Annotated in this window: 13 protein-coding genes; 4 read left to right on the plus strand and 9 right to left on the minus strand. The window is 59.2% G+C overall.

Going from position 1 to position 12,879, the window contains the following annotated elements; translation table 11 throughout:
* Positions 1-183: 183 nt before the first annotated feature.
* The 3 genes from CKO31_RS04745 (at position 184) to CKO31_RS04760 (ending at position 2,274) form a co-directional block, all read left to right on the plus strand.
* A complete protein-coding gene (locus tag CKO31_RS04745; protein ID WP_200234478.1) occupies positions 184-387 on the plus strand; it encodes a hypothetical protein in 204 nt (67 codons plus the stop codon).
* 100 nt (positions 388-487) lie between these two features.
* Positions 488-1,552, plus strand: coding sequence for a Druantia anti-phage system protein DruA (locus tag CKO31_RS26690; protein WP_242475144.1), 1,065 nt, complete (start codon positions 488-490; stop codon positions 1,550-1,552).
* Positions 1,516-2,274: an ISAs1 family transposase gene (locus CKO31_RS04760; protein WP_274607694.1), complete on the plus strand. Its 759-nt coding sequence runs from the start codon at positions 1,516-1,518 to the stop codon at positions 2,272-2,274. Before CKO31_RS26690 ends, CKO31_RS04760 begins: the two co-directional genes overlap by 37 nt.
* A 192-nt stretch (positions 2,275-2,466) precedes the next feature.
* On the opposite strand, the gene tnpC is transcribed toward CKO31_RS04760, so the two are convergent.
* The 3 genes from tnpC to tnpA all read right to left on the minus strand — a co-directional run bounded on the left by tnpC (position 2,467) and on the right by tnpA (position 4,873).
* The gene (gene tnpC / locus CKO31_RS04765; RefSeq protein WP_306341707.1) at positions 2,467-4,032 is read right to left on the minus strand and encodes an IS66 family transposase; all 1,566 of its coding nucleotides are present in this window, start codon (positions 4,030-4,032) and stop codon (positions 2,467-2,469) included.
* A gap of 122 nt (positions 4,033-4,154) precedes the next feature.
* Positions 4,155-4,508, minus strand: coding sequence for an IS66 family insertion sequence element accessory protein TnpB (gene tnpB, locus CKO31_RS04770; RefSeq protein ID WP_200234484.1), 354 nt, complete (start codon positions 4,506-4,508; stop codon positions 4,155-4,157).
* Complete coding sequence (gene tnpA, locus CKO31_RS04775; protein ID WP_200234486.1) at positions 4,505-4,873, minus strand: IS66 family insertion sequence element accessory protein TnpA; 369 nt, start codon at positions 4,871-4,873, stop codon at positions 4,505-4,507. Before tnpA ends, tnpB begins: the two co-directional genes overlap by 4 nt.
* A gap of 634 nt (positions 4,874-5,507) precedes the next feature.
* On the opposite strand from tnpA, the gene CKO31_RS04780 reads away from it, so the two are divergent.
* The gene (locus tag CKO31_RS04780; RefSeq protein WP_242475155.1) at positions 5,508-6,293 is read left to right on the plus strand and encodes a DNA-methyltransferase; all 786 of its coding nucleotides are present in this window, start codon (positions 5,508-5,510) and stop codon (positions 6,291-6,293) included.
* Here the strand turns inward: CKO31_RS04780 and CKO31_RS04785 are convergent.
* The 6 genes from CKO31_RS04785 to CKO31_RS04810 all read right to left on the minus strand — a co-directional run.
* Positions 6,282-6,710 (minus strand): hypothetical protein, encoded by a 429-nt coding sequence (locus CKO31_RS04785; protein ID WP_200234490.1) that lies wholly within the window; start codon positions 6,708-6,710, stop codon positions 6,282-6,284. The two genes, CKO31_RS04780 and CKO31_RS04785, sit on opposite strands and share 12 nt — an antisense overlap.
* Complete coding sequence (locus tag CKO31_RS04790) at positions 6,691-7,455, minus strand: hypothetical protein (RefSeq protein WP_200234492.1); 765 nt, start codon at positions 7,453-7,455, stop codon at positions 6,691-6,693. The genes CKO31_RS04785 and CKO31_RS04790 overlap by 20 nt, the downstream gene beginning before the upstream one ends.
* Position 7,456: 1 nt before the next feature.
* On the minus strand, positions 7,457-9,454 hold the full coding sequence (gene dcd, locus CKO31_RS04795; protein ID WP_200234494.1) for a dCTP deaminase: 1,998 nt from the start codon (positions 9,452-9,454) through the stop codon (positions 7,457-7,459).
* Positions 9,455-10,076: 622 nt separating this feature from the next.
* Entirely contained in the window at positions 10,077-10,634 is a 558-nt protein-coding gene (locus CKO31_RS04800) for a hypothetical protein (RefSeq protein ID WP_200234496.1), read from the minus strand.
* Between the two features lie 696 nt (positions 10,635-11,330).
* Complete coding sequence (locus tag CKO31_RS04805) at positions 11,331-12,338, minus strand: ISAs1 family transposase (RefSeq protein WP_200234498.1); 1,008 nt, start codon at positions 12,336-12,338, stop codon at positions 11,331-11,333.
* 43 nt (positions 12,339-12,381) lie between these two features.
* The coding region (locus tag CKO31_RS04810; RefSeq protein ID WP_200234500.1) for a hypothetical protein at positions 12,382-12,879 on the minus strand (498 nt) is incomplete at its 5' end.

The following is a 12,879-nucleotide window of genomic DNA, read 5'->3' on the forward strand; positions in this document are numbered from 1 at the left end:
ATCAATGCCACAAGCAGACGGAGCAAGCGCCCAGCCCGGTCAATTGCCCCCTAGCCCTTCGCGCGCTGCGCTCCGGCTCCCACGCTCCAGCGTTGCAGCAACGGCCGACGCTCCAGCCTCGCGTCCTTGAACGCTACCTCGCTCCACGCGCCAAGCGCGCTGCGCAACCCGGGCAATAGATCCATGCAAGCCATCGAACTCGAAACCGACATCGACCAGAACTACGAGATCCACCTCAAACTGCCTGACCACGTAACCCCCGGCAAGGCCAAGGTGCTGGTGCTCTACGACCCGCCTGGCGCGCACACCGACGCGCTATCCTGGCTGGGCCTCGATCACAACTCCGACCACTCGGGCAGGCGCAGGGCCAGGGCGGAGCCGTTCTAGCCGCAGATCCACCGCCGGGGCCGCATGTTGCGCACGGATCTGGACATCCCGCCCCACGCGGGCTATGTTGCAGGCCAGTTTAGCGTTATGAGCGGGATCGTTGGACCTGCACGAGATCGCGCTGCGGCCGGTGGCGCGCGAAGAAGAGGCGCGCTTCAAAGACCTGCTCGATGCCCATCACTACCTGGGTGCAGTGGCCAAGATTGGCCACACGCTCTGGTACGTGGCCACCTGGCAGGGGCAGTGGTTGGCGTTACTGGTGGTCAGCGCGGCAGCGTGGAAGTGCGCGGCGCGCGACCGCTGGATCGGCTGGGATCGGCGCTATCAGTTTGATCGGCTTCATCTGATCGCCAACAACGCCCGCTTTCTTATCCTGCCCGGGGCGCATGTTCCCAATCTTGCCTCGCGTGTGCTCGCGCTGCTGGAGCGGCGGGTCCGTGCCGATTGGCCGGTTTGCTTCGGCCATCCGCTGTGGTTGTTGGAGACCTTCGTTGATCCGCGCTTCCACGGCACCTGCTACCGCGCGGCCAATTGGCTGGCGGTGGGCGAGAGCCGTGGCTTTCGTCGCACCCGTGCCGGCTACGGCAACCGCGCCGAGCGTCCGAAACGGGTGTTCGTGCGGGCGTTGATCGGCAACGCGCGCACACGTCTGTGCGCGCCCTTCCTCGACCCCCGTGACCGCCATGGAGCCCCAAAGATGCTGTTGACTGCCGATCAAATGCGCGCGCTGCCGGAGTTTTTCGCCGACATTCCCGATCCGCGCCGCGGCCAGGGACGGCGTCATCCCCTGCCCGCGGCCCTGGGCATCGCCGCCGCTGCGGTGCTGTGCGGGGCGCGCGGCTACAAGGCCATCGCCGCCTGGGCCGCGGACCTCAGTCAGCAGGCGCGGGCACGCTTTCGCTGCCGCTACCGCAACGGGCGCTACGAGGTGCCCAGCCGCACCCGCTTCCGCGATCTGCTCATCAGCATCCCACCCGAGCACCTCGATCGCGCCCTGCAAGGGTGGAACGCGCAGATGGCCGGCGCCGATGAAGGCCTGGCCCTCGATGGCAAGACCCTGTGCAACGCCATCGATGAGCAGGGGCGCCAAAACCATATCCTCGGTGCGGTCGGACACCAGAGCCAAGTCTGCTACACCCAAAAAAAGTCACCGCCCTCCCCGTAGACGCCACCGATGAGGTCAAGCAGACCAATGAGATCGGCATGGCCATCCCGCTGCTCGAAGCGCTCGATATCGCCGGCAAGACCATCACCGCCGATGCCCTACTCACCCAGCGCAAGATCGCCGAGCATGTGGTGGCCCGCGGCGCCCACTATCTGTTTATCGCCAAGGACAATCAGCCCACCCTGGCCGCCGACATCCGCCTACACTTCGCCAACCGCGGCGAACCGGACTTCCGCGAACCGCTGAGCTTGGCGCACGGGCGCCTGGAAGCGCGCGCCATCTGGACATCCACCGCACTGAACGACTACCTCGACTTCCCCCACGTCGGCCAGGTCTTCGTCATCGAGCGCCAACGGATCGACAAGACAACGGGTAAGGCCTCCACCGAGGTCGTCTACGGCCTGACCGACCATTCCCCCGAAAGCGCCAGCCCCAAGCGCCTGCTGGCCTTCAATCGCGACCATTGGGGCATCGAGGCCCATCACTACATCCTGGACTGGAACTGGGACGAGGACCGTTGCCGCGTGCGCACCGGTCACGGCCCGGAGAATATGACCCGCCTGCGACGCTTCGCTGTCGGCCTCATCAAGGCCAAGAGCAACGACTCCGTCGCCGCCACCATCGACAAGCTCGCCCGGCGTGTGCGCCGGGTCTTCGACTACCTCCTCATGACCGACAATGCCAAGCCACGCGCCAGCCGCTCAGCCGCGGCGGTGGGCTAGAACGGTTTTGCCCTGCGACCAACGTAAGCGTCCGGCGAACTACAGGATTGCCCCCTTCGGCGTGATGTCTTCCATTTTCAGTTTGTGCGGCAGCAGCGCCGCGATGGCTTCAGGGGTCATCTTTGGATGTCGGCAGGGGGTCAGTTTTTCATGTCGCCTGACAGCTCACAATAGTCGTAAGCGTCCGGCGAACTACAGGATTGTCCCCGTTGGCCTGATGTCGTCCAATTTCAAATTGTGCGGCAGGAGTGCCGCGACGGCCTCGGGGGTTTTGGCGGCGGGCAGGTGCTCGAAGAGGTAGCTGAGGTAGGCGTGGGGCTCCAGGCCGTTGGCCTTGGCGGTCTCGACCAGGCTGTAGAGCAGCGCGCTGGTCTCGGCACCGTCGGGGCTGCCGGCGAACAGCCAGCCCTTGCGGCCGACCACGAAGGGGCGGATGGCGTTCTCGGTGCGGTTGTTGTCGATCTCCAAGTGGCCATCGTCGAGGAAGGTGATCAGGGTCGGCCACTGGTTGAGGGTATAGCCGATCGCCTGGCCGAGCAGACTCTTGGGCAGCACGCGCGCGGCGGCTGTGTCGAGCCACTGGCGGATGCGCGTGAGGATCGGCCCACTGCGCGCGGTGCGGGTGCGTTGGCGAGTGGCGGGGTCCTCGTCGCGGACGTCGCGCTCGACGGCATAGAGCTCGCCGATGAGGGCCACCATCTGCTGCGCGGCGGCGCCATTGCGCCCGGCGGCGGCTTCGACGAACTTGCGCCGTACATGCGCCCAGCAGCCGGCGTGGTCGATCACCTCGGGGGCCTCGGCCAGGACGTGGTAGGCGCTGTAGCCGTCGGATTGCAGATAGAGGCGCCGCGGCGGATCGGTGCCTGGCGGAGCGCGCGTCTCGGCGGGGAACAGCACCCGCTGCGGGACCTCAGCGGCACGGCTTGGGGCGTATTCGAACCAGCGTACCGGTGCCTGCGGCGGACCGCCGCAGAACACCCACATGAAGGACGGTTGGGTATTCTCGCGCCCCGGCTCGTCCAAGACCTGGAGACGGGTCTCGTCGATCTGCACCACCGCTCCTTGGCCGAGCAGTGCGTTGAGTGCCGCGGCGACGGGCTTCAGCGGGGTCTTGAGCTGCATCAACAGCCCGGCCATGGTCTGGCGGCTGAGCGCGATGCCCTCGCGCGCGAACATCTTCTCCTGCCGATACAGCGGCAGGCCGTCGACGAATTTGCCGGTGACGATGGCGGCGAGCAGCGAGCTGTGGGCGATGGACTTGGGGATGATCTGCGCCGCCCGCGGGGCGACTCTCACACCCACCTCGGCACCGGGCACCGCCTCGTTGGCGGGCACGTACTTGGCGCGCTTGGTGACGACCACGTAGCACTGGCGCGGGATGACGGCCAACTGCTCGGCACTGTCGTAGCCGATGAACGTCCAGTCCGTGCCCATGGCCGCCTTCTCGGCGTCGGGCAGATCGATGACGCGCTCCACGCGCGGCAGGTGTTCGGGCAAGGGACGGCGCACCGGCTTGCGCTTGGCCGCCCCGGCGCCGGGTGAGGCGGCGGGCGCCGGCGTCTCGCTCGGCGCCGGCAGCGCCGCCTCAAGCGCGCCGATCAGCGCTTCGAGCTCGGCCTCGTCGAACAGCGCCAATTGGCCCTCGGGCATGCGATCGGCGCTCGGAGCGAAGCGCTTGCGCCGCAACAGCTCAATGGCTTCGAGCAATTGCTCGATGCGCGTCGTCTGTGCCGCCCGCTCGCGCTCCGATTCGGCCAATTGCGCACTCAATTGGGCGATGATCCGGTGCAATTCGACCGGGTCTTGCGGCAATGATTGGGCACTGTCGAGCATGGTCGGCAGTATACCTTAATCAAGGCCGTCGCGCGCGATGGAGATGATTACAAAAGCCCGAATTCGGCGCGCTGATGACCTTGTACGCGCTTTGGATCAAGCCCTTCCAATAGCCAGCTCAATTCCCGCACCGAGAGCACGACCGGCTCGCGCTCATGGCCATTCGGCCACCAGAAGCGTTCCCGCTCCAGGCGGCGATACCAGAGCCAAAAGCCGTTGTTGTGCCAATAGAGGATCTTGAGCTTGTCGCGCCCGCGATTGCAGAATACGAACAGGTGGCTGGAGAACGGATCGGCCGCGAGCACATCGACCACCAGGGCCGCGAGCCTGTCGATCTGCTTGCGCATGTCGGTGGCACCGGCGACCAAGTACACCTGGGTCTGCGCGCCGAATCCGATCATGACGCCGTTGCATCGCGCAACACCCCGACCACCCGCTGCAGGGTTGCGTCATCGAACCCGGGAGCGATCTCCAGCCGCACCCCGTCGGCGAACACCAAGCTCAGCGCATGACCTGCGGATCGGGCAGGCTGAACAAGCTCGCCCAGCAGCTCGACCGGCAACACGCGTACCGCTGCGCCCGCCCGCCCTGCTGCTGGCGCCGGGCGGCTCTCACTAGGGGACCGGCGCAGGATCTGCCGCCAACGATACAAACTCGCTACGGAGATGTTGTGGTGCTCACAGTACTGCGCTTGCGTCAGGCCGCTCTGGGGCCAGCCCTCGACGAGCTGGCGCCATTGCTCGCGGGTGCGCCGTCGCTGTGCCATGCTGGTATTCCTCGCTGGGTGGAACATGGCGCCATGTTCCACCGCCGGCACGGCGGGGGATAGATGTAGTTGGCCGGACGCTTACCGACCAGCTACCACCTCGAAGCGCTGCGTTTTGGCTAACACGCGGGCGACACGATCGAGGTCCGCGTTGTCTACGGCAAGAGCGAGCTGGCGCCACACCAGATGGACTAGCTGCGCTCCCTCACCTTAATCCGTACCCGCTCCTGTCAGCATCTGCATGCCAAGTGCTTCGTCAACGAGCGCGCCGAACCACCATCAAGACCGCACTGCCGTCATCGGAACATCTCGCCCCCGGTCTGTGTGCGCGCCGCTGTTGGGGCTACAATCCTACAACGCGGAGGCGACGACTACTCCGACACTGCAGGGGTTCAGGCGCCACACCACATAACGCCGACCGGACTTGCTTCTCGCCTTTGAGAAAAGCCGGCCACTGGTCCTATGCCACGCTCATCTATTCATCAGCAACATTCTCGCGTACACTATCGCAAAATAAATCTTCCCAAGCACTTAAACTCCGCCTAGATGAATGGACATACCAAGCCCCATTCCGCAGCACTATTGTCCTGGTGCATCGACCGTACTCTCCGGAGACTGTGTGAAATGCCTACAGATGCTTCCAAGAAACTTCTTCCAAACGATCGTAACCTCGCCTCCTTATTGGGGCTTCCGGGATTATGGCGACCCTGGTCAAATTGGAGCAGAGTTAACACCGGAAAACTACATCGAACGATTGGTGGATGTGTTTGCTAAAGCCAGACAAACCCTTCGGCCCGACGGCACGCTATGGGTTAACCTCGGCGACGGTTATACTAGCGGCAATAGGAAATATCGAACCCCAGACAATCGCTATCCTACTCGGGCATCACATACTCGACCACGAACGCCTACCGGATTGAAGCCGAAGGATTTGCTCGGCCTACCCTGGCGCCTAGCATTGGCTCTTCAGGACGATGGTTGGTATCTCCGGGCTGATGTGGTTTGGGATAAACCTAATGCTTTGCCAGAAAGCGTAAAGGATCGTCCAAGCCGGACACATGAGTACGTGTTTCTCCTGTCCAGAGCAGAAAGGTATAAATACAATTCCATGGCTGCGCGGCAATCGGGGTCTCGCGTTGCTACACGAAATCTTAGGTCTGTTTGGACCATCCCAACCCGACCTATAGATGCGACCCATCACGCTACCTTTCCCGTCGATCTCGCTAGTCGCTGCATTCTGGCATCTACCGACGTTAACGACTTCGTGCTCGACCCTTTCTTCGGAATCGGCACCACCGGATCTGCCGCCCACGCGCATACCCGGAAGTTCCTCGGAATAGAACTCAATCCAAAGTACGTTGCTTCATTTGCAGCGCGAGTTAGAGACGCAATTCCGGGCATTCAATACTCAACGCTTTAGCTCTCGGTCAAAAGACTCTCCGACTGATATGGCGCTACGAAGCAGCCGCTGATCGTTTAGAGCTTTTGCTGACTGAAGCAGCGAAACGACTGCACGCTCGAAACCCTTGCCGACGGAATCATTTGCAAGCTGCTCGCGTGTGATTTCCTTCAGCAGCACCTTAAGCGCCTCCGATACCTCAAGTGCTCGCTCACCCGGTGCGAGCTCTTGCGCGGTCAGTCTGGCGGTTGCTCGGTCCAATGCATCGCGCGTTCCCTGTGAGACTTTCGCGGCCTCCAGACTCTTTTGCAACTGTTTCGCGTCATTGTAAAGTGGGTAGAGCTTTGCCTCTCCCGCAACCGGGACGTTACCGACGCGATAACTGTTCAGAAAACCTGCGAAGCTCAGCACCTCTGGATCACTCTTCTCGATCGGCATGATCTGTCCTCTCTGTTATTTCCCGAATCAACTCATCAGCTCGGGCCTGTAGATTTGCTACCTCGTCTGATTCACTGGGTTCTGGCTGCCCCGCAGGCGAAATGCGAATCTTGTCGCCAAGCATATCGATGGCTTGCCGAAGAACCTCCAGCCCCGTGTACTTGGCCAAGGTCAGTCCTAACAGAATAGCTTCTGTCTTAGGCGTTTGAAACGCGCTAGCCCCGTCAGATATCAACTTAACTTCGTCTTTAAGCGTGCCCTGACTGGAGAGCGGGAGGTTTTGCATCAACGCCAGGCAAATTGGCGGCAGGTCTGCCTTCGCCTTTCGAAAATCAATGTTCTCCATGATCTCCGCAACTTGCGGCCCATGGCTCGATGCTCTCTCCTGATCAAACGCACGGTCAGCTCGCTGCAAAAAGACGTCAGCAACAATCCCCGGACCAACGTTGTAATCCTGTTCATTTGCTCTCACGGTCATAACAGCTCCGCGCAAAACTACCATTGAAGAAAACCCTGCGACAAATATCTTTGCGCCGTCGGTCTCAAGATCTAGCCCGAAAGAAAAATTGAAGTAGTCCATAAGGAACAATCCGGCGAAACTTGCAAAACCATTAAGCGCAATGTAGATAGGAGCGCTTACGGTTTTGGCGATTTCCAGTGGCGGATAGGAATACCGCTGTAAAAGTTCCGCCGTACCCACGAACACTCCGATCGCAGCGCACGCTGTATAGTCAAGGAAATCCACGCTAGCGCTCCTCCTTGGAAAAGACAGTTTGCCGGCGGTGGATGGCCTCCCGCAACACCTCAATCTCGTAATCCCGACTGTAACGACTTGGGTTCTGAGCTAGCAATCCCTTATACTTGCTGTTGTGTCTACGCGAGTACGATTTCTCTGGCGCGGACACGCGTGCGAAGCGTAGCTGCGCAATTCGGAGACCAGGGTACAGAATTATTGGCATTGCTCCTGAATTGTGTATCTCCAATGTAATCGCGCCGGAGAATCCCGGATCAATAAACCCTGCTGTCATGTGGACCTCCACCCCCAAGCGTGCAAAGCTCGACCGCCCTTCGATCTCAGCGGCAATATTATCGCTCAACTCGATATACTCCATCGTGTGCGCAAGAACGAATTGCCCCGGTGTGAGTGAAATCGAATCAAGAATATCCAAGTCAACAATCTCTGACTCGCTGGCAGCTTGCTCGCGATTCTTTGGATCAACGAAGTCAATTATTCCATACTTGTTGCGATGATAAATTTCGAAAGACGTTCCTAAGCGAACATCCAGTGAAGCGGAACCCAACTGCTCATCCAAACACATTATAGGCACAACCAGGATCTCTTTGTCCCCAAGGGCCTTCTTGATTTGATGATCAACTAGAACGGAATTGCCCAATAAGTTGTTAGAGAACGTCCCAGTCGCGGACGCGCCTCTGTTTGTGGGAGCGAGCGCCGCACGCGCAGCAGGATTGGGAGCAGACCTCAGAAGCGTGAACCATTCGGAGACTTGAATGGATCTAAGAACCGCGCTATCGAACCGTGAAAATTCGCTGTTTGCAAGCTCCAGCGAGGTATGGTCTTTTAATGAGCTGGCAGGCGAACCTTCGGCCGCATCGCCACTATTCGCCGTTGCGCACAGCCGCTGGAACAGTTCGGTGTTCCGTACAACCCAGGCGGCGAGAAGAATCTCTGGGAGATTCGCGGGCTCCTCGATGACATCGTCAGCATCGCCTTTTGGGACGCCGGGTATTGGGATCCCTCGGCTCAGGCGAGAGATGAGTCCATCCAATTCTTTTTCGGAAGTTGGTTTAACTTGCTTTAGTAATGCTTCCACATCATCGGCGAGGCTTTCCGCAATATCAACATCATCGGCTTTCTTAAATACCTCTTCCACAAAGAATGTCCCAAGCAAATTCGCGGCGTCTATAATACTCCGATCACTAAGCAACTGTGGGTCATCACGGCCCGCTGCTATAAATTCTATCACGGAATACTGTTCCGCTATTAAGTCTTCTACCGATTTGAGGCGCATGAGCGCCGGATGTCGGTGTCGCAGCAGCCTCTCAATTAGGTAGAGCCGCAATATTGCCGGGGGATAACCGTCCATGAATTCCCGCTGCGTGACAGGATACTCGGCGTCAGTAAAAAGGAAAGCGGACCATTGAGAAAACCAGAACGCGGGACCGAGCGCGAGAGCGGCGAAAAGGTCACACCACAACTCTTCTAGCCATCTCTCCACTTGATCACATTTTGCGCTTTCAAGAAGCAAAACTACGCGATCCCCGCCAATGGTCTCGCGGTATTTCTCGAATTTACGTATCAACTCGTCAAACGGCAGGTGGTGGGCCATTTCATGTACGATGGTAGGCCAGCGGCACGGATTCCCGGTGTCTATCCGCGGAACTGTAATATGGGCTTCGTGACCTACCTTTTTTTGGTATTCATTAGCGGGAAGTTCACTGATCTTCTCGGGATTGTACCTAGCGAAGAAGCTCTTGAGGTCTTCTCGTGTGCGCTTCAGGTATTCTTCTTCGTACTGTTGTAGTACCTGGCTTGAGAAGGTCGTCTCGCCAAGTTCCTCCGTCGGGAGGATATCGATGGCGTCAAATCCCTGAAGATGCTTACTGTCAATAACACGCGTGAATCGCTTCAGCTCTACCGGTTCAGAAGGGCGCGGCAAATAATGAAGAAAGCCTGAATGTAGATGGCCGATGTCACGCAAAACGTTCGTGATTTGCGTCTCCAAAGCACCCGCGTTCTCCTCCGTGCAGGGCGTCCGTAACAGCAGCACAGTAATGTCCCAAAGTTCCCTCAAGAAGCCTTGGTAGTGTGCGATTAGTTGCACTTTGTCGTTAGCTGTTATGCGAGATCCTTTGAAGAATTGCGTACTTATGTCTTCGAGGTGGCGATTGAACCGTGTCATTCGCTCTAAGACTTCAAAGATATAGAGGTCTTTGGGGTGGGGGTTGCTAGTCAAAGCTCAATCCTTCTTTTCTCGATATTATCGAAATCCAAGATAATGACCGAAACGTGCTTAGGCCGACCTGTCGACAAACTACCAAACGTCTCGAGAAACTCATCGTAGGCGGTACCGAGAGGCCACCAAGACCCACCCTTTAACAGCAAGTTTAGTAGTAGTTGATCCGGGAAATCCTGGTCAGTTTTGATGGAGAGGTGCTGTAGGCGTGGCGGAGCGCGTCCGGTTAACACTTCCACGATCTGCGCAGTTTCGGGATAGTCGATGAGGCAGCCGCAGAAATCAAGTACCAGTTGGGAGTCTTCCGCTATTCGAGGATGCTCTTCGCAGGTTGACAGCGCAATCGATCTGTTTAGGTGTGGACCAAGCAGTTCTCTTAATCGTATCGTAGTCATAAATTGACAGCTCCGTGGTATGCAAACCCCATATTCGTGGATAGGTGAAAAAAATTCTTCCGTATTTCGGAGTGAGTTGTTTCTCGAAGGTTGGTAAGGAGTCCGCGGCTATCCGCATCGAACACCGATAGGTCGACTCCTAGGCTAATGCAGCCTTGCATGATCAACGACATCCCTAGCCCAAGGTTTACCCCGTTTCCGGATTTAGTAGAAAATCCTTCTTTCAAGGCCATGCGATAGGACTCGGCGACGCCCTGATGACGAAGGCGCTTGATCTTTGCTTCCTCCCCCCATTGACTCCATAGGCTTTGATGAATCCCAGGTCCGGTGTCGCTGTAGGAAAATTTGAGCACTTCTGTGCCGGTGGGTTGCAGCCGCCGTTCAAGCCCGAGGGCTGCTATCCCGGAAGTGTGGTCTGCTGTGTTCTTTGCCATCTCTCGGAGAATAATGACGAGTTGGTTGAGGTTCTTGGTGCGGGGGAGGCTATCAAAGATTCCCACCAACCATTCCTCTAAGCCCTTGACAGCGAGCCGCCGGTCGGCAGATGTGGCCATATTTAAGAACTGTAATGGATACATCACTCCGAGCCGTGGATCGTTTCCAATGGCGACACAACGCGGATCAGGGCAAGTTGGAGTCTCGAATAAGTCAGGCTGTGTTGCTTTTTGAGAAATTGCTGCATTGTGTTTTGCAATTACTTGCTGAAAGTTGAGATCGCAAAGGTAGTCGTCAAGGGGTTTCCGGCCGGGTGGTTCAATTAGGATAGGCGTTTGATCGTCTGATAGTTGTATAATGCGAAGTATCCTGATAAGGAGTATAGCTAGAGCCGGCGCGTCGATTTCCTTACACCTCGAAAAGTCGATCAGAAAACTATTTTTTCGACTGGCTCTTGCGGGTAATCGGAATAATAGCGGATGATACGAGGTCAGCTCGGGCCATACTTTTATCCTAATGGGTTTGCCGTGACTCATGCTTGAGGGTTACTCAGTTGTGGGCGCGCTTCTCGTCTGGCTGCGAGAAAAGAGTAACTGACTGCGAATACCACAGAGTTCCGGGCACGATAACGAATGGGCTTGCGCGACGTGGATCGTCAGGGCCAGAGAACAGGGATGCGTTAAACGGTCATGGCTATCGATCGCGGGTAGCAGCGGCTGCAGGGGTGTTGGAAGCACGGACGCCAAGGCTTGGACTCTGTCGGGAAGGCGTACCGGTACCGGTCGTCTCGGCCAGGGTCAGCGCATAAAAAACCATCAGCCGAAGAGCACCTTGGCGCGGTAGTCGTCGTTCCAAGCGGCCTCGCGGCGTTTCTGCAAGAGCCGCCGCTGAGAGGGCTCCTGCTCGAACAGGTTCATGCACAGATGGCGGATTGCGGTCATGATGGCCGGCGCGTTGCCTCTGCGGATGCGGCTCGCATCTTCGTTGAAGACGACGTCCAGGCGCCAGTGCAGCCGGTTCTCGATGCCCCAGTGGCCGCGGACGGCGTGGGCGAAGCGCTTGGCGTCGGCGCGGATGGAGTTGATGAACAGGCGCTGCTCGATTGAATGCTCATCGCCGCTCCAACACTCGCGCTCGACGAGGCCGATGCTGCGCAGTGCACGCCAACGCGACGCTTCGGACAGCGTGCCGAGTTCCTCGGTGATCCAGTACCGGCGCACTTCCAAACGCCCGTGATCTTTGTCGGTTTCCTCGATGTAATCATGGGCGACACCAGCGAAGCCGTCGGCCCGCGCCGTGGCGAAGAAGTCCTCCACCTCCTCATGCAGGGTGCCCTGGTTGCCTTTGAGCCCGAGCACGTAGTCGGCACCTTGGTCGTCGATTTGTTCGGCAATCTTGGTCTGGCAGCCCATGGCGTCGATGCTCACGATGCAGCCTTTGAGTTCCAGCAACTCCAGCAGTTTGGGAATGGCCGTGACCTCGTTGGACTTCTCCGCCGTCGCCTCTTGCCTCAGCACCAAGCGGTTGCGACAGCCCCAAGCACTGACCATGTGCAGCGCGGACTTGCCGCGGCGGCGATCGCGCGCGCCGCGTGCCGTCTTGCCGTCGACCGCGATCAGCTCGCCGCCGGTCGCCTCGGACACAGCCCGCGTCCAGCTCACGAAGCACTCCTGAAACGCCTTCGGGGACAGGCCGGAGATCACGTAGGCAATGCAGTCATGCGATGGAATCCCATTGCGGAAAGGCGCGAACCTGCGCAACCAGTCGAGCTTGGACTGGCCGAACTGCTCAATCGCCTCCCAGCCGTCGGCGCCGCTGAGCACCCCCCTAGGTTGTTCACTTTACCGTGTCTGACGCCCAATCCGTTCATGCAGTTTTCATGTCTGCCTTGAAGGCGCGCCGGCGTCGCGCCAGGATGGAAAGCCCGAGGTTGCTCTCGACCCACTGCTCGACATCGATGCCGCGCACCGAGGTCATCGCCTCGCGAATGGCCGGGGCGCTCAACTGCGAGAGGAACGCCGGGATCAGCAGCACCAGCCGACCGACCTCCTTGAGCGGGCCGCGGGCGGTGAAGGTCTTGTAGTGGCCGAAGACCGATTCGATGATGTCCGAGGAGGCCAGCCAGGTGGCGCCTGCGGGCAACTTGGCCGCCTCCTGCTCGACGTGCTCCAGCAGGGCGGTGCGGAAGTCGTCCACCGGAGCCGCAAGCGGTTCCAGCGCGGCGAGCTTCGCCCGGACCTGCGCCGGTGCTGCGCGCGAGAGGCCTTGGGTTTTCAGCACCGTCTGCACGGTCTTGGACACGGCGATGGTCTGCGCCCACTCCGGCAGGATCTCCCGATACGCCAACACCCAATCGAAGGCGTC

The organism is Thiohalocapsa halophila, from assembly GCF_016583825.1.
Classification (GTDB): domain Bacteria; phylum Pseudomonadota; class Gammaproteobacteria; order Chromatiales; family Chromatiaceae; genus Thiohalocapsa; species Thiohalocapsa halophila.